18 protein-coding genes and 1 pseudogene are annotated in these 21,158 nt (G+C 65.6%); 11 read left to right on the top strand and 8 right to left on the bottom strand.

Features of this window, described 5'->3' with window-relative positions:
• Positions 1–28 precede the first annotated feature (28 nt).
• Together ACWD38_RS08660 and ACWD38_RS08655 are read right to left on the bottom strand one after the other, a co-directional pair.
• Positions 29–349 (bottom strand): annotated as a pseudogene (locus ACWD38_RS08660) (acyl-CoA dehydrogenase family protein); the annotation flags it as partial.
• Positions 297–1,958, bottom strand: coding sequence for an AMP-binding protein (locus tag ACWD38_RS08655; RefSeq protein WP_258718692.1), 1,662 nt, complete (start codon positions 1,956–1,958; stop codon positions 297–299). The pseudogene ACWD38_RS08660 and the gene ACWD38_RS08655, both read right to left, overlap by 53 nt.
• A gap of 483 nt (positions 1,959–2,441) precedes the next feature.
• On the opposite strand from ACWD38_RS08655, the gene ACWD38_RS08650 reads away from it, so the two are divergent.
• From ACWD38_RS08650 to ACWD38_RS08625, 6 genes are all read left to right on the top strand, one after another.
• Complete coding sequence (locus tag ACWD38_RS08650; protein ID WP_450123722.1) at positions 2,442–3,128, top strand: TetR/AcrR family transcriptional regulator; 687 nt, start codon at positions 2,442–2,444, stop codon at positions 3,126–3,128.
• Positions 3,129–3,463: 335 nt separating this feature from the next.
• A complete protein-coding gene (locus ACWD38_RS08645; RefSeq protein ID WP_450123721.1) occupies positions 3,464–4,687 on the top strand; it encodes an NAD(P)/FAD-dependent oxidoreductase in 1,224 nt (407 codons plus the stop codon).
• A complete protein-coding gene (locus ACWD38_RS08640) occupies positions 4,684–5,619 on the top strand; it encodes an NAD(P)-dependent oxidoreductase (RefSeq protein WP_450123720.1) in 936 nt (311 codons plus the stop codon). The genes ACWD38_RS08645 and ACWD38_RS08640 overlap by 4 nt, the downstream gene beginning before the upstream one ends.
• A complete protein-coding gene (locus tag ACWD38_RS08635) occupies positions 5,616–5,996 on the top strand; it encodes a carboxymuconolactone decarboxylase family protein (RefSeq protein WP_450123719.1) in 381 nt (126 codons plus the stop codon). The genes ACWD38_RS08640 and ACWD38_RS08635 overlap by 4 nt, the downstream gene beginning before the upstream one ends.
• 27 nt (positions 5,997–6,023) lie before the next feature.
• On the top strand, positions 6,024–7,235 hold the full coding sequence (locus ACWD38_RS08630) for a cytochrome P450 (RefSeq protein WP_450123718.1): 1,212 nt from the start codon (positions 6,024–6,026) through the stop codon (positions 7,233–7,235).
• A 77-nt stretch (positions 7,236–7,312) separates the two neighbouring features.
• On the top strand, positions 7,313–7,507 hold the full coding sequence (locus tag ACWD38_RS08625; RefSeq protein WP_243794844.1) for a ferredoxin: 195 nt from the start codon (positions 7,313–7,315) through the stop codon (positions 7,505–7,507).
• A 187-nt stretch (positions 7,508–7,694) separates the two neighbouring features.
• Here the strand turns inward: ACWD38_RS08625 and ACWD38_RS08620 are convergent, their stop codons facing one another.
• From ACWD38_RS08620 to ACWD38_RS08600, 5 genes are all read right to left on the bottom strand, one after another.
• Complete coding sequence (locus tag ACWD38_RS08620; RefSeq protein WP_243794842.1) at positions 7,695–8,126, bottom strand: carboxymuconolactone decarboxylase family protein; 432 nt, start codon at positions 8,124–8,126, stop codon at positions 7,695–7,697.
• Between the two features lie 135 nt (positions 8,127–8,261).
• Entirely contained in the window at positions 8,262–9,068 is an 807-nt protein-coding gene (locus tag ACWD38_RS08615) for an SDR family NAD(P)-dependent oxidoreductase (RefSeq protein ID WP_450123717.1), read from the bottom strand.
• A 23-nt stretch (positions 9,069–9,091) separates the two neighbouring features.
• Positions 9,092–10,303 carry a cytochrome P450 gene (locus tag ACWD38_RS08610; RefSeq protein ID WP_450123716.1) on the bottom strand — a complete coding sequence of 404 codons (1,212 nt, stop codon included), beginning with the start codon at positions 10,301–10,303 and terminating at the stop codon, positions 9,092–9,094.
• Positions 10,304–10,331: 28 nt separating this feature from the next.
• Positions 10,332–11,393, bottom strand: coding sequence for an NAD(P)/FAD-dependent oxidoreductase (locus tag ACWD38_RS08605; RefSeq protein WP_450123715.1), 1,062 nt, complete (start codon positions 11,391–11,393; stop codon positions 10,332–10,334).
• A gap of 151 nt (positions 11,394–11,544) precedes the next feature.
• Positions 11,545–11,739, bottom strand: coding sequence for a ferredoxin (locus tag ACWD38_RS08600; protein WP_450123714.1), 195 nt, complete (start codon positions 11,737–11,739; stop codon positions 11,545–11,547).
• 153 nt (positions 11,740–11,892) lie between these two features.
• Here ACWD38_RS08600 and ACWD38_RS08595 point away from each other — a divergent pair, with 153 nt between their 5' ends.
• The 4 genes from ACWD38_RS08595 to ACWD38_RS08580 all read left to right on the top strand — a co-directional run bounded on the left by ACWD38_RS08595 (position 11,893) and on the right by ACWD38_RS08580 (position 15,973).
• Complete coding sequence (locus ACWD38_RS08595; RefSeq protein ID WP_450123713.1) at positions 11,893–12,540, top strand: TetR/AcrR family transcriptional regulator; 648 nt, start codon at positions 11,893–11,895, stop codon at positions 12,538–12,540.
• 318 nt (positions 12,541–12,858) lie between these two features.
• Entirely contained in the window at positions 12,859–13,194 is a 336-nt protein-coding gene (locus tag ACWD38_RS08590) for a hypothetical protein (protein WP_450123712.1), read from the top strand.
• A gap of 167 nt (positions 13,195–13,361) precedes the next feature.
• The gene (locus ACWD38_RS08585) at positions 13,362–14,282 is read left to right on the top strand and encodes a hypothetical protein (RefSeq protein WP_450123711.1); all 921 of its coding nucleotides are present in this window, start codon (positions 13,362–13,364) and stop codon (positions 14,280–14,282) included.
• Between the two features lie 140 nt (positions 14,283–14,422).
• Positions 14,423–15,973 carry a hypothetical protein gene (locus ACWD38_RS08580; protein WP_450123710.1) on the top strand — a complete coding sequence of 517 codons (1,551 nt, stop codon included), beginning with the start codon at positions 14,423–14,425 and terminating at the stop codon, positions 15,971–15,973.
• A 23-nt stretch (positions 15,974–15,996) separates the two neighbouring features.
• Here the strand turns inward: ACWD38_RS08580 and ACWD38_RS08575 are convergent, their stop codons facing one another.
• Positions 15,997–17,145 carry a hypothetical protein gene (locus ACWD38_RS08575; protein WP_450123709.1) on the bottom strand — a complete coding sequence of 383 codons (1,149 nt, stop codon included), beginning with the start codon at positions 17,143–17,145 and terminating at the stop codon, positions 15,997–15,999.
• A 903-nt stretch (positions 17,146–18,048) separates the two neighbouring features.
• Between ACWD38_RS08575 and ACWD38_RS08570 the strand changes: the two genes are divergently transcribed.
• Positions 18,049–21,102 carry an NB-ARC domain-containing protein gene (locus tag ACWD38_RS08570; RefSeq protein ID WP_450123774.1) on the top strand — a complete coding sequence of 1,018 codons (3,054 nt, stop codon included), beginning with the start codon at positions 18,049–18,051 and terminating at the stop codon, positions 21,100–21,102.
• Positions 21,103–21,158 lie beyond the last annotated feature (56 nt).

Genomic DNA, 21,158 nt, shown 5'->3' with positions numbered 1-21,158 from the left:
CGAGATCTTCTCCCCGCGATGGCGGCGTTCGCCACGTTGACGTCGCGTACCCAGTTTCCTCCACCGCCAGGCCCGCGGCGACGAAATCCCTGGTGTCCAGCGGATTGTGGTCCGCTCCGGTCAGCACTCCGAGAACACCGAGTTCGGCCACCTGCTGGTGAACCGACCACGGGAAATCGCTCCGCTTGACGCGTGCCAGGTGCCCGGGAGCCAGCTCGGCGGTAGCGAAGCTCCGCACGCTGTCGCGCACGGAGGCCTGGTCCTCTGCCAATCCGAATCCATCCGGGTGTCCCGATTCACTCGCTCCGATTCGACCGTCCGTCCGACTCCGGTCGGTACGTGTCGACATCGAGTTCGCCGGCGGAAAGCTGTTTGCGCAGCATGTATTTCTTGATCTTCCCGGTCGGAGTGACCGGGAACTCTTCCACGAAGCTCCAGTAAAAGGGGGTCTTGTGGGCGGACATCTGCGAACGGGAGAAGGTCCGCATCTCCTCGACGGAAGGCCGGCTCACCCCCGCGCTGAGCCGGACGACGGCCGCCAGCTGCTCGCCCCACTTGTCATCGGGCACACCGACCACCGCGACGTCGGAGACGGCGGGATGGGTCATCAGGAACTCCTCGATCTCCCGCGGGTAGATGTTGATCCCACCACGGATGATCATGTCTTTCAGGCGGCCGGTGATCTGGATGAACCCGCGTTCGTCCATGCAGCCCCGGTCGCCCATGTGCAGCCAGTTCTCGGAGTCGATGGTCGCCTGGGTCGCTTCCGGCATGTCGTGATACTCAATCATGTTCTGGTAACCGCGACAGCAGATCTCGCCGGACTCCCCGAGGGGCCGGATCTCGCCCGTCACCTCGTCGGCGATCTTGACCTCTAGGTGCGGCAGCGGCTGCCCGACCGTCTCCGACTGGTCTTCAGGCGAGTCGGTCACCCGCGTCTGGGCGATGACTCCGTGCATCTCCGTCTGTCCGAACAGGATGCTCGTCCGACACCCCAAGATCTCAGCCGTGCGACGGACGAGCGCGGCCGGCACCGTAGCGGCGCCGCTCATGACGGTCTGCAAGCTGGACAGGTCCCGCTTCTCTCGGTCCGGGTGGTCGAGCAGAGCCAGCAGCATCGTGGGGACGAGAAGGGTGTGGGTCCCGCGATAGGTCTCGATCGTCTCCAACATCAGCTCTGGGAGGAACTGCGGGACGATGACGAACTTGCCGCGTTTAGCCAGTGTTCCCAACGAGGTCACCGCTCCCCCGCCGATGTGGTACATCGGCATAGAGTTCACGTTCACGCCGCCGTCGTGCATCCCGGCGCGCTCCGCGACGAGCTTCGCGGCGTTGGCGAGGCCCTTGTGGTGCAGCCGCGCTCCTTTCGGAAAACCGGTCGTGCCGGAGGTGTACTGCACCTGGATCGGGTCCGTCGGAGCGACTTCGGGCAGCTCGACATCCGCGCCGCTGTCGAGGAAGCCAGGCCACTCGGCGAAAGTGATCGCGTCGCGGAGGTCCGGTAGCCGGGGCCGAATCTCATCCACGACGGTCCTCAGGTCGAAGTCCCGGTAGGAGTCGGCGTAGAAGAGCGCGACCACTCCGGAATGCCGCAGCACGTACTCGAGCTCGCGCTCCCGGTACGCCGGATTGGCGGCCACCAAGACCATCCCTGCGAGACTGATCCCCTGCTGGAGGATGATCCAGTCCGCGCCGTTGGGCGCCCAGATGGCCACCCGGTCCCCTGGGGCATAGCGAGTCAGGAGCGCCTTCGCGGCTCGCGTGCTGTCGGCGAGGAACTCCGCGTAGGTCCAGCTCCGCCGGGCGCCCGGGTCCTCGACGGCGTCCACGAGCGCGATCCGGTCGGGCACCGTGGCGGCGGCTTCCCGGAGAAGGTCCCCGATCGTGACCTCGAGGACGTCCTCGTCCCCGTTGGCCGGCCAGTACGACTCGGTGAGGACTTTGTTCGCTGTGGTCATACCGCAACTCCCGGCGAAGTTCTCGTGGACTGACTTTCCTTCGTGGACGCAGAACGAATCCCGGCGCCGGACGTTCGACGACCTGATCCCCGACCCGCTCTCGTGATCGCCGCCTCAGCGGCACGCGGAAAGCCGATGCAGCACCCGGGGTCCATCACTGGTGACTCCGCGAGCTCCCGGGAACCTCGGCTCTTGCTGCGCGATGCACCACGAGCCCTCATGTGACATCACTTCCTATTAGCACATTACGCCTGTAGTGTGACCGTGGACACTATCTTTGGTCTTAAATACTAAAGGTCGGACCGAAGGAGAGCAACAGTCCCCACTCGCTCGGACCGCGCGAATCAGAAGCGAGGCGAGCACGATCCGCCGCTCGAGCGCGGCACGGGTCACACCGGGACGGCGCGAACAACGGCTCCCTACGGCGCTCCGCAGACCACCCGCGCACCTCACGCGTTGTGCGCGGGTGTGAAGATGGACGGCATGAGTGGTCGTCCCCGCAGTCCTCGTGGTCACGGCGAGCAGCTCCGCGTGGAGGTGCTCGCCGCGGTGAACCGGTTGCTGGCCGAGTGGGGCAGCGACGAGAAGCTCACGATGCGGGCGGTGGCGAAGGAGGTCGGAGTCTCGGCGCCGAGCATCTACCTGCACTTCGCGGACAAGGCGGAGCTGGTGTGGGCGGCGTTGGCGGACAAGTACGAGCAATTGGCCGACCGGATGGGGCTGGCCGACGAAGCAGTGGCCGGCGAGGACGCTCGCACGCGGTTGCTGGCCCAGGTCCGGACCTACTGCCGCTTCGCGATGGAGAATCCGGGGCATTACCGGTTGATGTACGAGGTCCGCCAACCCGCAGTGGACCCCGAGCGGGTCGGTCGGCACCCGTCGCGGCTGGTGGCCGCGCGTTTCCGGCTCGCGTTGCAACGTTGCCTCGACGAGGGCTACGCGATCGGGCTACCACCGCGCCAGGCGGCGCACACGCTCTGGACCGGCCTGCACGGCATGGTCTCGCTCCAGCACAGCCTGTCCTTGAACCCGGCACCCGAGTTGATCGACGGGTTGGCCGAGGGCTTGACCGGCGTGATCGTCAGTGCGAAACCGGAAGGCGGCGCCGCGGCCCCGGACACCGCGATCGAGCGGATGCTCGCGCTGACCATCACCGACGCCGAGAGCTGACTTCCGGCGCTCTTCATACGGGCGACTCTGCGACTCCTCCTTCCTCCCGCTCACTCCCGCAGCCGAAGCGTGACCGGAGACACCTGTCGCCCCGCGAGCTAATGCCCGGAGGAGAGGTCTATCGTTCTAAGTGAACTTAGTTAGGCTAGTTTGCGGCCGCCCGGTCAACGGACCGCGGCGACCCGGCGACCCGGTGAAAGAGAGGTTCTCGTGGCTGAACTTGATCCCAGAGGCCGAAGCTCGGGCCTGCCCGCCCCTGCCGTGGCCGTGGTTCCTCCGCGTACCGGTGGCCTGCGGGGGCCTGCGCGGCGCACGGTCTCCCACCGAGTCGCCGCATGAGCCCGGGCAAGGTCGTGGTGGTGGGTGCCTCCGCTGCCGGTCTGGGCGCTGCCGAGGCGCTGCGGCGCGGGGGTTTCGACGGCGGGGTGACCGTGGTCGGAGCCGAACCGCATCTGCCTTACGATCGCCCGCCGTTGTCGAAGCAGTTGCTGTCCGGGGCGTGGGAGGCCGACCGGCTGCGGTTGCGCTCGGACGAGGCGATCGACGACCTCGACCTGGACCTGCGGCTGGGCACCACCGCCTCCGCGCTGGACCCCGGCGCCCGCAAGCTCAGCCTGCACAGCGGCGAGATCGTCGGCTACGACGAACTGGTGATCGCGACCGGCGTCCGACCGCGGCGGTTGCCAGGGACCGAGGATGTGGCCGGGGTGCACGTGCTCCGCACGCTCGACGACGCCTTGGCACTGCGGGAGGCGCTCGCCGGCCACCCCCGGCTCGTTGTGGTCGGTGGCGGATTCATGGGCGCGGAGGCCGCTTCAGCGGCGCAAGAACTCGGAGCCGAGGTCACGCTGGTGACCGACACCGCGATGCCGCTCGCGGACGTGCTCGGCGAGGAGCTGGGCGGAGTCCTGACCGCCACGCACCGCGACCACGGCGTGCGGATCGAAGCGGGTGTGCTCGTCGGAGAAGTGCTGGCCGAACGCGGCCGGGTCACCGGTGTGCGGCTCAGCGATGAGCGGACCCTGCCCGCCGACCTCGTGCTTGTGGCCATCGGCGCGATCCCGAACGTCGAATGGCTGGCGGGCAGCGGAGTGCCGGTCGGCAACGGGGTCGAGTGCGATGAGACCTGCAGCGCGGGTCCGGGCGTGTGGGCCGCCGGTGACGTCGCTTCCTGGCCGCACCCGGACCTCGGGCGGCGCATCCGGATCGAGCACCGGACCAACGCGACCGAGCAGGGCATGGCGGTCGCGCGGAACCTGCTCGCCGACGACGGCGGCGGGAGCGCTTTCGCTCCCGTGCCCTACATCTGGTCCGACCAGTACGACCGCAAGATCCAGATCTACGGCCGCCCGCAGGGCGCGGATCGGGTGTGCGTGGTCGAGGGCTCGCTCACCGAGCGCCGGCTCGTCGCCCTCTACGGCAGGCAGGGGCGGGTCTGCGCGGTGGTCGGCATCAACATGGCGCGCGCCGCGCGGGGATTCCGGCCGCTCGTCGCCGAGCAGCGCCCGTGGCCTGCGGCCACCGAACTCGTCAACGCCACCAAGGGAGAACGAGCATGAAAGCACGGCAGGACGAACCCGCGCGGCTGCGCGCAGGTGTGATCGGCCTCGGGATGATCGGCGGTGGCGTCGCGGTCAGCCTGGCCCGCAGCGGCCGGGTGCCGGTCGTCCACGACATCCGGCCGGAGGCCGCGGAGCTGCCGGGCGATCCTGAACTGCTGGGCTCCCCCGCTGAGGTGGCCGCGAACAGCGATGTCGTGCTCATCGCCGTGGTCTCCGCCGATCAGGCACGAGAAGTGATCACCGGGGACTCCGGTCTGCTGGTGGGCGCACAGCCCGGATCGACCATCGTCCTGCTGAGCACCGTCGAGCTGCCGGTCGTGCGGGAGCTGGCCGCCGCGTGCGCCGCCTCAGGTGTCGGGTTCCTGGATTCCGGTGTCACCCCCGGCGACAAGGCCGCCGAGAACGGCTTGGTCACGATGGTCGGCGGCGACGCGGACACGGTCGCCCGCGCCATGCCGGTGCTGGCCGACTTCGCCAAGGAGGTCGTGCACTGCGGACCGCTCGGGGCGGGCATGGCGACCAAGCTCGCGCGCAACGTCGTGACCTACGGCAGCTGGCGGACCGTGGCGGAAGCCGCATCGTTGGCGGGCGCGGCCGGGGTCGAGCCGGAGACGCTCATGCGGGTCATCACGACCGCTGACCCCGAAGGCCACACCCTCCTGCAACTGCTGGAGATGCAGCGCGTCGACCAGGCGGGAGCACTGGCGATGAGCGAGCAGATCGCCGCGTTGACGGGCCAAGGCCTCGACGGTCCTGGGGCGCTGGCGGCGATCCGCAAGCTGGTGCGCGGTATCGAGCCGTTAATGGACAAGGACCTCGCCGCCGCGCAGAAGCTCGCCGCGGACCTGGAGGTCGAACTCCCCTTGGTGGACGTGACCCGCCGAGAAGAACGGGACACCCTCGGAATTCAGGAAGGGAAGGACGTATGAGCGACCAGTACCAGCGCGGTCTGGACGTCATGGACGAGGTCTACGGCGCCGGTTTCAGCGAGTCCCTCGACGGGCAGAGCGGCGCGTTCCTCGACGAGACGGTCGGCCACCTCTTCGGTGAGATCTGGAACCGCCCTGGTCTGTCCACTCGGGACAGGAGGTTGCTCGTGCTCGGCGCGACCGCCTCCCTCGGCCGGGCGGACCTGGTGCAGGTGCAGGCCCGCGGCGCCCTCTCCGGCGGGGACTGCACTCCCGAGGAATTGCACGAATCCGTGCTGCAGCTGGCTTTCTACGTCGGCTGGGGCAACGCCACCTCGGTGCACGAGGGAGTCTCGAAGGCCGTCGCCGAGCACACCGCCCACCAGAACTCGAACTGACCCGCCACACAGGAGAGAAGGACGAACATGACCCGGTCGATGCCCACCACGCGCGACACCGCCGCCCCGCTGGACCCGCCGCCCGAATACCAGGCCCTGCAAGAGGAACAGCCGATCCACTGGGTGACGTTCCCGAACGGCACCGAAGGCTGGCTGGTGACCCGGTTCGACGAGGGCAGCGCGGTCTTCGCCGACCCGCGCATGAGCGCACGCCGTCCGCGCCACGACAACCCCCCGGGAGAGGAACCCGAAACCGCCGGTGACGGTGAAGGGGGTCTGCCGCCGCTGTTCGTGATGATGGACGAGCCCGATCACGGAGCCTACCGCAAGCTGCTGACCGGGAAGTTCACCCCGAAGGCCGTGCAGAACCGGCTGCAGCCCTACATCGATCGCATCGTCGACGAGCACCTGGACGCCGTCGCCGCCGCGGACGGGCCGGTGGACCTGGTGCAGGCGCTGTGCCTGCCGATCCCGTGCCTGGTCATCTGCGAACTGCTGGGTGTGCCCTACGAGGACCGGGACGGGTTCCACGGAGCCACCGAACAGATGATGGACATGAGCAACCCCCGCGAGCAGCGGGACGCGGGTGCGAAGTGGCTGCTGGACTACATCGGCAAGCTGGTCGAGCAGAAGCGGCAGGAACCGGACTCGCCGGGACTGCTGGCCGAGTTGATCCGGATCGCCGACGAGGGCAACACGATCCTCACCAACGACGACCTCACCGGGATCGGCGCGCTGCTGCTGTTCGCCGGGCACGACACCACCGCGGCCATGATGGGCCTGTCCATCATGCAGCTGCTGACCCACCCACAGCAGTGGCAGCAGCTGCGCGACGAACCCGCCAAGATCGGCCCCGCCGTCGAGGAACTGCTGCGCTACCTCACGATCGTCCAATTCGGACTCGGACGAGTCGCCAAGGAGGACTTGGAGATCGGCGGCGCGCAGATCAAGCAGGGCGACCTCGTCGTTGTGGCCATGCCCGCGGCCAACCGGGACCCGCGCGCGTTCGACGACCCGGACATGGCCGACTTCGACCGCAAGCTCACCCGGCACCTCGCCTTCGGCTACGGCGTCCACCAATGCCTCGGGCAGAACGTCGCCCGCGCGGAGCTCAAAACCGTGCTGCCCCGGCTGATTGAACGCTTCCCCGACCTGAAACTGGCCGTCGACCCCTCCGAGGTCCCGATGGACACCCACGGCACCAACTACGGCGTCCGCTCGCTGCCGGTCACCTGGTAACAGGCCGACGCACCCGTAGAAGTGGCAACCACGTTCAGCGACGGCACACCTGCCGCCGCCCGCACAGGAGTGAGGAAATGAAGGTCACCATCGACGAGGACAAGTGCTGCGGAGCCGGACAGTGCGTCCTGGCCGCACCCGAGGTCTTCGACCAGCGCGACGACGACGGCGTCGTCATCCTGCTCGACGAAACCCCGGCGGAGGCCGAGCACGAGAACGCCCGCACCGCCGCGGCGCTGTGCCCGGCAGCCGCGATCGAAATCCACGAATAACCGCGCAGGGCCCGCACAACACCGGGCCTCCCTCTGCAGTTGCCGAACACTCGGCTCATCACCGGGCCTGGGCGCCACCGGGCCCGGCGATGAGCCGAATCGACCCGCTGGGCGCCGACCATCATGCTCAGGGCGTCACGACCAGCGTTCCTCCGGGCGGCCTCGCCGCCGCATCCGAAACTGCAAGTCAGCCGGTGGTCTTCTCGCCGTTACCCGTGAGACGGCGGAGGTGGTCTTGGGCGGCGTCCTCGGAGTCGAGCACTTCCATGCCGGCCAGGCGTGCCGTGGATGCGGCGGGGTATCCGGCGTATCCGGCGGAGTGGTACACAATCTCTTCCAGCTCTTCGCGGGTCACGCCGTTGACGAGGGCGATCGGGAAGTGGACTTTCAGTTCCTCGGTGGCGCCCAATGCGATCAGGATGCCGATCGTGAGGATGCTGCGGGATCGGCGGTCGAGTCCGGGGCGGGACCACAGCGCTCCGAACACGTTGTCCAGGCTCAGTTCCCCGATTTCGGCGGCGAATCCCTGTGCGGCCACTTTCGGGGTGTCGCCTTCGGTGAGCATGCCGGGGATCATTTCCTGGAGCAGTGCCAGCGCTTTCGCGCGATTGTCGGTCATCGTCAATCCTCCTGGAGGCGGAAGCGGTCCGGGGGGCGGAAAGTCGCGAACCCGGTCGCCTTCGGGTGCAGGGTGGTCATGGGGAAACGCGGGTGCCCCCCTCCCCGTCGCGGCGGCACCCGCGGCGCGCGTCGGTCAGGCCGTGAATCCGGCTCGGAGCGTGAATCCTCCGTCGACCGGCAGCACTGTTCCGGTGATGAACGCGGAGTCGTCCGAGGCGTAGAACAGCGCGGCCTTGGCGACGTCCTCGCTGGTGCCCTGGTGTCCCATCGGGACCATCGAGGCGCGCTTGGCGGCGACTGCCTCGCGGTCGGTCCCGGTGTCGCGGGCGACGGAATCGACTCCCATCGGGGTGTCCATCATGCCGGGGGCGATGCAGTTGATCCGCACGCCGTGCGGCGCGTATTCGATGGCGAGGCTGCGGGTCATCGAGTGCACCGCGGCTTTGGACGTGGTGTAGGCGATGTTCTCTCCGGCGTGCAGCAGTCCGGCCATCGACGAGATGTTGATGACGACCCCGCTGCCCTGCTCGCGCATGTGGGGCAGCACGTGTTTGCAGGTCTGCCACATGCCGGTGAGGTTCACCTCGAAACCCTGCCGCCACTTCTCCGGCGCGAGTTCCTCGGTGCGCCCGGCCGGGACGATGCCGACGTTGTTGTGCAGCACGTCGACCCGGCCGTAAGCGTTCAGCGCGGCCCGGAGGATGCTCGCGCAATCCTCGTCGACGGTGATGTCGGCGCGGTGCGCGACCGCGGAACCGCCCTCGGCGCGGACGAGGTCCGCGGTCTCCTCCGCGGAGGCCGCATCTCGGTCGACGACCACGATGTCGGCGCCTTCCCGGGCGAAGGTCAGCACGACCGCGCGCCCGTTGCCGAGAGTGGCGCCCGGCGTCTGGCCGCCGCCGACGACGACCGCCGTCCTGCCTGCGAGCTTTCCGCTCATGCGATTCCCGCTTTCTTCCGCGCTCACCAGGTGACCGGGAGTTCCTCGAGGCCGTAGGTCAGGGCGTCGTCGTGGAAGTGCAGCTCGCTCTCGTCCACGGCCAGCCGCAGACCGGGCAACCGCTGGAACAAGCGCGGCCAGGCGACCTGCATCTCCACGCGCGAGAGGTTCTGGCCGAGGCACTGGTGGACGCCGAAGCCGAACCCGATGTGCTGGCGCTGCACGCGGGTGATGTCCAGGACCTCGGGGGTGTCGAAGACCTCCGGGTCGCGGTTGGCGGCGGGCAGGTTGCAGATGATGCCCTCACCGGCGCGGATGAGCACCCCGCCGACCTCGGTGTCCTGCAAGCACACCCGGCGCGGCTCGGTCTGCACCATGCTCCAGTACCGCATCATCTCCTCGACTGCGGTGGGCGCGTACTTGTCCGGGTCGGACAGCAGGATGTCGCGCTGATCGGGTTCGCGTATCAGCGCAAGGATGCCGAGCCCGATCATGTTGGCGGTGGTCTCGTGCCCGGCGCCGATCACGAGCATGCCCAGCCGCACGGCGTACTCGAAGTCGAAGTCGCCCCTCTCGTCGACGTGGGTGTTCACCAGGCGCGACAGCAGGCCGTCGTCCGGTTCGGCGCGCTTGCGCTCAGCGTGCTTCTCCAGGACGTCGTGCATGTCCTGCATGCCGGCGAGCTTCTCCGCCTTGGGGATGCTCAGCTGCACCGTCTTCTTGGAGGCTTCGTGCACGCGTGGGCTGTCCTCCGGCGGCACGCCGAGGACCTCGCAGATGACGACGGTGGGCAGGGCGAGCGCGAACTTCTCGATCAGGTCGACCGGACGCGGATCCTGCTCCAAGTCGTCGATCAGCCGGTCGGTCAGCTCGATCATCCGAGGGCGCAGGGCCTCGGAGCGCTTCGCCGTGAAGTCGCCGTTGAGGATGCGCCGGAACGGCAGGTGTTCCTGCCCGTCCTTGCGGAAGAAGAGCTCACCCTCCACGTAGGGCTGAGCGTCACTGGTGTTCGGGAACCCGGGGTTGGTGACGTCGGCTCCGAAGCGGTCGGTCGCGCTGAGCACCTCGCGGATCTGGTCGTGGCGGGTGATCAGCCAAGGCTGGGCGCCGTTCCAGATCTGCACGCGCCGGGGAGCCCCTTCCGCGCGGTACTCGACGGCCTTCTCGGGCGGGGCGAACGGGCATCCCCGGGTCAGCGGGAACCGGGGTGTTTCGGTGGACTCGGTCGTCGTCACGACTACTCCTAGTGTGGTGGGGTGTTCGTCAAGCGGCTGAGGTGCGCGCGGCCACGGCGGTCTCCCATTCGGTGCGGTCGGCGACCACCGGACGCAGGCCGCGCAGCGGGCGGACCATGTTGACGCCGATGGCGGCGGTCACGTGGCCGTCGCGGGCGCAGAGGGCGGTGAACTTGCGATCGGCGAGGCTGCCGTCCACGACGTGGATGCGATCGGCCCCTCTGCTGCGGCCGTAGATCTGGATCTTGAGGTCGTACTGGTCGGACCAGACGTAGGGCACGCTGCTGAACGATTCCGCCTCGCGGGCACCGGCGAGGATGTTGCGGGCCACGGCCATGCCCTGCTCGCCCGCGTTGGTGCGGTGCTCGATGCGGATCCGCTCCCCGCTGGCCGGATCGGGGAAGGCGGCCACGTCTCCGGCCGCCCACACGCCGTGTCCGGCGTGCAGCGTGCCGTCGCATTCGATGCCGTTTCCGATGGGGACACCGCTGCCTTCGAGCCATTCGACGTTGGGCAGGGTGCCGATGCCGATCACCACGGCCTCGGCGTCGACGGTGCGGCCGTCGACCAGCCGCACGCCGGTGACGCGGCCTCCGTCGCTGCGGACTCCTTCGACCATCGCGTCGGTGACGACGTCGACCCCGTGGTCCCGGTGGATCTCGGTGAGTATCGCGCCGATCTCGGCGCCGACGGCGTCGGACAACGGCACGTGCTGATCGGTGATCAGGGTGACCGCACACCCCGATTCACGGGCAACGGCGGCCGCCTCAGCCCCGATGAATCCGCCACCGACGATCACCAGCCGCGGAGCCGAGGCCAGCGATTCCTTCAACGCCAACGCATCTTCGAGGGTGCGCAACAAGTGCACGCCCTCGGTGCCCTCAACACCCGGCAGAGCGCGGGCCCGCACACCGGTCGCAGCGACCAGCGCGTCGTAACCGAGGGCGGTGCCGTCGGCCAAGCGGAGCTCGCGGGCGGAGGTGTCCAAAGAGGAAGCCGGGGAGCCGAGTCTGAGCTCGACGCCGAGGTCTTCGTAGACCGCCGCATCGCGCAGTGCGAGCTTCCCGATCTCCCACTCCCCCGACAACACCTGCTTTGACAGCGGGGGCCGGTCGTGGGCAGGTGGGCTTCGTCGCCGAGGACGGTGAGCCGCCCGTCGTAACCGCCCCGCCGGAGGCCTTCGACGGTAGCGAGACCTGCCGCCGAGGCACCCACGACGACGATCTCCCGGGGTACCGCTGTCACTCGTGCACCTCGATGGCCGCCGCGGGGCACAGGTTCGCGGCGTTGCGGACGTTATCCAACTGCTCGTCACCGGGGTCGGTGTCGAGCAGGACGACGACGCCGTCCTCGTCGCGCTGGTCGAAGACCCCCGGGGCGGCCAGCACGCACTGACCGGCACCGCAGCACTTCTCCTCTTCGATGGTGATCTGCACGGGCGCTCCTGACGAAAGAGCCGGACAGCTCCGACAAGTTCAGATTACGCCCGTAACTTTACAGATGTTTACCTTTCTTGAAAAGCAGCTCCCCGTGGCCCATCGGCGTGCGGCACGGCTTCCTCCGGCGGGCCGCTGTGCGAACCTGAAGACATGGCCACGCCCACCGATTCGACCGATTCGCCCGCGTCCACGGGAGACAGGCCGCGCAACGCCCGCGGCGAGGGCGGGAAGTTGCGCACGGAGATCCTCGAAGCGATGCTCCGGCTGATCGCCGACGAAGAGCGGATGCGCCCCATCCCGTTGTCGCTGCGCGAAGTGGCCAAGGAAGCGAACATCACCGCCCCCTCTATCTACCGGCACTTCCCGGACAAAGAGAGCCTGAGCCGCGCGGCCGTGCACAGCCTGTTCGACCAGCTGCTGACCGCGATGGACCGCGCCGACGACGAAGCGACCGGAGACTCGGCTGCGCAGCGCTTCGCCGCCATCGCCCACGGCTACTGCCGGTTCGCTCAAGACAACCCAGGAGGATTCCGGCTGATCTTCACCGTTCCTCCGGAATTCCTGAGCGACGAGGGACCCGACACGACCGACGTGGCCGAGCGGTGGCACGCGGCGGTGACCCGGCTGGCAGCCGAAGGCATGCGGCTGACGCAGTCACCACAGGAAGGCGCACTCTCGCTGTGGTCGGCCGTGCACGGCCGGTTGATGCTCGACATGTCCGTGCGCGACGTGTGGCCGCAGGGCGGAGTGCACGAGTTCATCGAGGAACTCACCCGATCCGTGACCACCATCGACTGAGTGCTGCCCGAGCGAGCTGGCCGGCGGGTCCGGCGGCGGAACCGCAGCCGCGCGTTCACCGCAAGACCGACTGCGCGGACAGCTCCACTACCGTAGAAATCACCGTCCTCACGAGGAAACCGTCGCAGGCACTACGAACCTGACGCGATCAGTCGCAACTCTCGATCACGGCGGCCGACACCGCGATGACCAGCACGTGTTCGAACACCACCCGCAGGCGGAACCGCCGTTGGGCGGACTTCAGCCGCGCGCCCGGCTCAAGACCTGCCCGGCGAAACCAAGGGACGACGGCAATACCACTGAGCTCGAACTCGACCGGTGGCGGCTCGCTACGGCTGCCGGTTCGAGGTGCGCCACGTGCAAGGAACAGCGCATCCCGAACTGCGCGAGGTGGCCGACCACCTGAACAGCGGAAGCCTGCTGCGCGTGCCGTACGGGTCGGGCCATTCTTGCAACGGGCGGACGTTGTTTCGCCGCAACATCGGCAAAGCTCCGTTCACGAACATCAGGTACTTCGACTTCCGCGGATTCTCGATTGGCAAAGAGAAACCTGCCGGGAACAACGACCAACAGATCCACCAGAACCTCCCGAACCGCCGTGACCCTTCACTGTCCGCTTGGGTCGCAGGCCAGCGGCACTGTGGCTCATTCTGACGGTTCTCGGGCAGTCACAGCAGCCGGCCGCTCGTGTCGCGCGAGCTGGCGCTGAGCAGGGCACGGGTCACGTCGTACTGGAATGGCGGCACCCACAGACCGGTGCACGACTGATCACTGGATGGATCGTGTGTGCTCGGGTGGACTCGTCAGGCACTGAGGGAATAATGGAGGCATGGTACTCGTTTCAACCACGTCGGGCGCTTGGTCTTGAATCTATGCCGTTCGACCATGACGAGCCGTCTGAGGACGTCTCGTCGTTGCGTGCACGGCTAGGCGCAACGCTTCAGTCTCTCGACGACGCAGACCTGACCTGGGTACGTTCACGCAAGGACTGGCGGGAGCATCTACACAGTCACGGGTTCAACGCGCGTTGGTTCCAATGGATGGGTGATCACGCCCTTGGCAACCGCAAGCTGCCCTATTTGACCGAAAAAGAGTTCATTGGTTTCGTGCTTCACGAAACCATCCCCGATGAGCGCTTAACGCATCTAGCCGACACCCTGGACCGCTACGCGAAGTTGCAGTACACACTTCTTGAGCCCGAGGCCACGAACGACGTCCTACTCACCACGAAGCAATCGGTGGTCGACCTCCTCGGCTACATGATTGAAGGTATACTGGCCTCCTTAAAGGAGGCTCAGCGGCTCTCTCGCCTGCCTGACGGTCTTCCTTATGGACTCGGAGGCAAGGAGCTCTTTCAGATTTCCTGCGAATACTACAACGAGGACCAACGCACCGAACGACTAGCTGCTCTACTCGATAGAGCGACAGACATCCACACCACGCACGGCGCCTCCCAGCTGTTACTCCAGGGAGTATTCGAGGCTGCAGACATCGCAATCGACGTCTGCGTCCCCAACCGATCCCCTTCCGCATCCGCTTCGGCTCGCCATCTCCCGCTGTCACAGCGAAGCGGGCTCTCCCCTGGTGATGATGACCTGACTCAGTTGCTCTCATACGTCGTCACCGGATTTCTCGCAGCGAATCTAGCACAAGCGAAAAATGAAAAACCGGGCAGCGGCGTGGCATCATCATCGTCGATGGGCAACTCGCACAGTTCACCCCGTCCACCTGGCACGTTTTGAGCAAGGTAGTGTCAGCGCTAGACCTGCAGCTCATAGCCACTACTGCACGGTTCATGTCTGATCTTTTCCCGCAATTTTCACCAATCCTGCTTGTTCGCTCCGACAGAGATCCACTGTCAACCGAGTGGCGAGTACATGCCATGACACCGGTCAGCCTGGACCCCGCTTCGGATGACGGCCCACAGGACGCGAATATGACCGGCGCGATGGACGGTATCCCGTTCGAGGAAGTATTCAGCGTCCACGAGCGCACTCGGCAAACCCTGCCCATCGGAAGCGACAGCCAGGATGAGTGCACGGCGTATGCGCTGACGGCGTACGACCTCCACATCCAAGCGTCCAACACTTACGCCTTCCCTCGCACCTCCGCACCGGAGCGCGTTCGCAAGCAAGATTTGCTGCAGCCCGGCGACTTCGTAATCGCTCGAATTTGGTCAGGCGACCGGGTGCCTATCATCATCATTTCATCGGAAGAACAACAAAGAACACCATCAGATTCCTTACTTGTTCTTCGCCCACTCAAGCCGTTGTCCCCAAGCGAAGAATTCTTCTATCTGCGGTATATCTGCAGCAATTACCTGCTCGGCGGGATCACCTGCAGAGACAACCTCGCAATTATCCCCCCAGAAATTCTGAAACGCCAGCGCATCCCAAAGCCAGATAGTGCGACACTCAACGCCATTACCGAACTGACCAGCGCAGCCGAAAGTTTCGGAACCTGGAAACGCGACGCCGACGACGCTGTCCACAGCTTCTTCCAGTGGCCCGACCCCACAACTGCACGCGCCCATATGATCGAGTCGGGCCGACTCACCCGGCAGCGACGCGAAGCAGCTAGTGCAGTCAACGAGGTCGGTTCGCGGCTACGGGCCACACTGCCGTACCCGATCGCACGACGCTGGCGCGAGGTACAGGCCGCACGCCCCGATGAGGCTGGTTACAAACTGGTTCTGGAGTGCGCCGAGGCCGCTATCGCGTACTGCGCGGTCCTCGGCCTTGTCTTTGCCCGCGAAGCGCAAATTTCCCTCCACCGCGTCCATGCCCTACGTCGCCGTGTCCGCCAGGGGAACATGGCCCAGATGACCTTCGGAATCTGGCTAAACATCCTCCGCGAGGTCGCCACAGCCGCCACTGAGCAGGACATTCCCAGTGACTCGCCACTGACGCGGTTCCGCTGCTTTACCGACGCCGACATGGCGAGCGCGGTCCGCGAATTGTACGAACGACGCAACCATAAATCCCACGGCCGAGGACCAGCAGCCCACGAAATCAACGACGCCGTTCAAAATTCCCGAAGGCACCTGAAAACCATTCTCAGCGGCGTCGAATGGCTCGTCGACTACCCTCTCCGCCATATCGACGCCTGCCACTGGGACAGCTTCATCAACACCTCGCAAATCACCTACCGCGAACTCATGGGCGACCACAACATCGTCTCCCCCACCGACGAGCACACAACACAGATTCTGGAAACCGGTAGCCCTTACATCGCCGACTCCTACGGACGCTACCGACTCCTGCGCCCATTCCTACTTACCCAGCACTGCCCACACTGCGGTCAACTGTCCCTCTTCATCCTCGATCAATGGAACGCGAACACACAGGAAATCGAATATCTCGCCCTCGATCACCCAGACACGATCACAGTCACCGACATGCGAGCACCCCTGCAACATGTCGGTTTTCTTTAACCGTCAACACGGACAGATACGCGTCACCATAGTAGCCAGAACTGCCACCAACGCCGTCGCCGAGGCCGAGGCCGAGGCCGAGGCCGAGAAGCAGGTGAATACACAGGAACGGCGGCCCGCGGCAAGTTACCAATCTTGTTGATTGGGCCTGTCTCCGCTTCGAGCTCGGCTATCTCCCGTGTCGTCTCATGGCGCTGGATGGCAGACACTGGCATGTGCGGCGTCGGCTCGGCTGGCTCGGTCTGCGGTTCCCCGGATAGCTGAGGGCCGCCAGCCTCTTCGGCCTTTCGGGCTAGTTGTTCGCGGTGTTGCTGTTGCCGCTTGCGGAACTCGTTGTAGGCAGCGACGTCGGTGTCCAGCACCCACAGGCCGGTCTTGTTACCGATGCGCCCGGCCGGGTACCAGCGGCGTTGGCCGGACAGCACCTCTGTGAGGAACTGATAGCCGCTCAATGTGCCCGTGGTGAACCAGGAGACACCTGGTCCGGTCGCCGTGGGATCAGGTTCCCGCCCCCGGCGCGGCGGGCGAGCGACCGTGCCCCACACCTCGATGACGGCGCGGCGGTCAAGATCGTAATTTCCGGGTTCGTTCCAGGGTTCAATCGGTCGATGCGTCTCGCGATCGACAACTCGGAATCGCACGCCTCTTCCGTGAAACAGCGCTTGGCGGCTCTTCTTGGAGTCCAAGCCGTCACGGATGAACCAGCACACTTCGGTCCCCTTGTGATGGCGGCTGGCTGTGCGGTCGGCGAACTGGGTCGGGCGCAGTTGTACTTCCAGGCAGAAAGCTGGCTCATGGACGTACACGTCGGCGCGGGTGTGCCAGTGCTCAGCGGTGGCTTGGTAACCCTGGTGTCGAGCAATGCGGGCAAGGCGCGCTTTCACCCAGTCGTGCTGCGGGGTTTCCGGGCCGCCGCGGTTGCCGGCAGGCCAGTGGCCGCAGATGCGCGAAGCCGACTTGAACCGGAAGAACCGAGGGTTATAGCGGTTGCTGGGGGCATGGACGGCGGCCAGCTCGATGTCGCATGCAGTCTCCGGGCACACCAGTACTTGGTCTTTCTGACGTGCGGTCTCCCAGTCCTCGTCGTCACCTACCCACAGCAACGGTCCGCGCGGGTTGTGTCGCAGGCGTGCATGCCGCTTCGTGCCGCGGTGGGCTGGCCGATCTTCCACGCTTCCGTTATCTCACAGTCCCCCGACAAACCAGTGCTCTACGAGCAGCGTTGTGCCGCGGAGTTACAGCCGGGGGTAGTGGGCGCCTTCGGCGGTGAGCTCCCGAGGGGTGAAACTCGGGGCGCGTTGCGCCGGACCGTGCAGCCGCTGACTGTCGGGGCACAAGTTGGCATGGGGGCCGCGTCTCGACGTTGACCCGGGCGTTGTGCCCTCGTGGGTGACAGACGGTTGGTTCAGTCGATGTCGTGCTCCTGGAACGGAGATGCCGGATGGATGAGGTGTGCTCGGAGGCGCTGATCTGGGCACGGAGTCGTGCGCGCGGACTGGAACGCATAGATACCGGGCGACGCACTCCGGTCGGGATGTCACGCTTGATCGAGCCGGGCAGTGACCAGGTCTGGTGGGTTCCTGGCACTCCCGATGACGTGACCCCGGCGTGCTTCATGATTTGGGCATGAGCCCGCCCACGGTTGAGCGTTCAGCGTTGACCTGCGAGGTTCTTGCTTGCCGCCTTCGGTTGTGCTGGATCGACTTCAGCTCGCCTCCATGGCCAGGAATCCCGACTTCGGTGCGCGCGGTAACCGATGTGCGAGCAGCGCTTCGGCCGACCCAGTCATGGGACAAGCTGCGTGACGGGGTCACGGAAGTAGCTCGACGGCGTCAAGGTGGTTGCTCTGAGCAGAGGAAACCGGCGTCATCCGTCTTGAGCCTCGGGTCGTCACCTGGCCACGGACCGATCTTGATCTGCGATGAACATGTTCTGGAGCTCCGGCGGCAAGCTGCCCAGAGCTCACCTGCAAGCGTCCTTTACTGTCATGGCCGCGTGGTAGAAAGCCACTTGGTCACTGACGAAATTCCTCGACCACGTTGATTCATTCCTTATCAACATCCGCCGTCGTGAAGATGAAGCCAAGAAGGGACTGTCTAGTGGGTGTTATCGGAGGGGGTAGCGCAAACGCACGAGGACTGCGGTACCAGAACCTGTGCGCGCTCGACTACGCATTGCAGGCAATTGAGTCCGGGCAGGAGCATGTCACCGCGGTCGCAGTGGAGAGCCGATGTGACGAGGCAACAGGAAAGGTACTCAACGAACTGGATTTCTCGTTGCTCTCCCATGGACGGCCAGAGCTTGACGTCCAGGTCAAGAGCGGTGCCCCTTCGTCGACATACTCGTTCGCCATGGTGTGGCGGGAACTCTGGAACGCCACCAAGCAGGCAGCGGCTCCTGACTACCACTTCGTGACTAACCGGCGCCCCGGACGCTTGGTCCGTGAGCTCGCGAGCACCTTGGAACAAGATCATCGCGACGCTGAAGACCTTCGCGCCTCACTCATCGACTTGCACGCTAGTGATTCGGACATGCGATCTCAGCTCGAGATGGCTGATGCTACGCATCTATCCGTGCTGACGCGGGCTCGAATCGTGATCTCTACGGAAACCATCGACTCGTATCAGGAAAAGTTGCGACGCCGCGTCCGCTCGCTACGAACGCAATACCGCGCAGGGGCGGGGGCACGGTCGACCGGCCTAGTGTTTCGAAACCTGCTGGACCTCCTGGCTGATCGAGCCGCCCATCCTGAGAACGTAGTGCTATCGCTGGACGAACTTCGTGAGGTGTTGGGCGCAGATGAACGCGTGGTCACTGAGGCAGTCGGCGAGCGTGATTGGGATGTCCACGCCGGCCTTGCTCCGGTCGTGCCTGATGTAGACCGTGCAGATCTCCTCGGAAGAATCAGCCGTTCTCTCGCGACGACCGGAAACGACAGCGGAGTGCCCTGTTGCGTGCTGCATGGCTTGTCCGGGGTCGGCAAGACATCACTTGCTGCGGCCTGGGCCGCTGATCGCGCCTACGAGTTTGATCGCGTGTTCTGGGTATCGGCCAGCGACACCACCAGTCTGCATCGCTCCTTTGCGCTAGTCGAAGACGAGATTCGCAGATGGTTGGGTACGTGCCGACAGCAACCGCCGGCCCTCGCTGACGAAGGTGACGTGCGTGAGCGCGTACACAGCTTGCTCAGCGCGTGCCCTGGGCCGTGGCTGCTTGTCCTCGATAATGCGGTAAGCACTGAGCTCGTCCAGTCCTGGGTTCCGCGGCGCGGCTGGGGTCGCGTTCTCGTCACGACCACGGAGCGAAGCTGCTGGCACGGCCCCGCGACCAGCGACGTGGAAGTGCCTTCGATGGATCGTGCGCAGTCGATCGAGCTACTTCGCCGACGTCTCCTATCGGACTCCGATCACAGCAGCACCGAATCTAGCCTTGATGATCTCGCGGCATTCATGCAGGACTGGCCGCTCGCACTCGAGCTCGCTGCCGCGTATCTCAACAGCACGGGCCTTGGGATCAGCGGTATTGATCGCTACACCACCGAGGTTCAGCAGCGTTCCCTGGCCGACTCTGCACGGAGCCCACACGGCTACAACGGAAACCTCGTTGGTGCGATCAATATCGCAGTCGACCGCATGTCGAAATATTGCGAGCAAGATCCCGCCGACGTCTCAGCCGAGTTTGGGGAGCGAATACTGCAGAGCGCGGCGTATCTCTCCCCTCACCAAATGCCATTGCAGCTCTTGATCGGCGTGGCCTACGTCCACTCCACCGATTTGGACAACCTCGGGGCACCTGGACCTCGCCGGTGGAAGGTCGAGCCTCACACCACACCCGAGGAGGTCCTACGGGCGTTAACCCGTCAATCCCTTGCTCGGCGCGACAAAGACCTCGGGTGGTTCAACGCCGAGCAGTTTCCCGGCGGAGATCTCACGGTGCAGATGAACGAGATCGTGCAGCGCGTCCTACGCGACCGGTTCCGCTATCAAAGCCCCGATCAAGACGAAGCCATGTTCGCCCGTATTGCCCACCACCTACAGAACTGGGTTCAAGGGGCGGTCGACGCGGGCAAGACCACGCATGCAGGAGTACTGATCGACCACGCCCGAACTACCGCTGACCATGCACTGGAACGCAACGACCACGACAAGCACATGATCTTGCTCTGGGAGGCCACCGCCCACGCCCTGGTCGAGCTTGGCGACTACGAGACCGCCGTAGAGTATCTACGGACGGCACTCTCCGCGCTCAACGAGTGGCCGCTTCACCAAGTTGCGATACGTCGCGTGTACGTGCGGTGTGAACTCGCCCAGGCCCTCCTCCTGGGCACGCCACACGAGACCAAACCCCAATCACGAATGGTCGTCGACCACCTCGCGGTCGCGGCTGCTGAGATACCCGCCGCTGCCGACCAAAAACCTGACCTCGCTGCTCAGTACGCACAGCAAGCAGTCAGCATTCTCCGTCAACTGGCCATAGACGATGTCCTCGACGGGCGGAGCAGCAAGCTGATCGGGGAGTTCACCGAACTACTCCGGCATCTCCCGGAGTCGGGAGTCGGTCGCACAGCGAGGCTCCTACAGCAAGCACACACCAACTTCCACTCAGACAACGACTTGCGCATCACGGTCCAGCTATGCATCGAGGCACTCAGTGAGCCGCAAGAACCTCTCCACGCACAGCAGTTTTTCGTGCTGCTATCGGCGTCGTACATGTTCCTCGGCGAGTGGGAAATGGCCTTTCGCGCGGCTACGGAGCTGCTTGATGAACATGCGAGCCAGGGACCCTTGTACCCAGTCACGGCTGTCGAATTCCTCCACCTGACGGGCCCTTACTGCGCTGCTGCTTCGACCCTCATCCCCGAACCTGTTCCTTTCGCTACTGCCCTGCTACCAAGGCTCACCAATCTGGCTCGAACACTGCGGGAACAACACCCCGCAACGTACTCAATCGACCTTCAGGCCTTCCACGTACTTGACGCCGCGGAAGCGCTGCTCCGCGGTGATCGCACCAACGCACGGCGACTCCTCCACGAGAGCACAACAGAGCTGCAGATCCACGACGACCAACGCCTACGGATGTGGCACAGCCTGCGAGGCGAGATAGAAAGTGCAGTCCAACAAGCAAAGTAAGCGAGTCGCCGTTTCAGCAAGCACTGAACTACGGAGAAACGTCCTTGCGTGCTGCT

Source organism: Saccharopolyspora sp. NPDC002578 (genome assembly GCF_053592695.1).
Note: the sequence above shows the minus strand (reverse complement) of the source record. Positions and strands in the feature narration are given on the sequence as shown.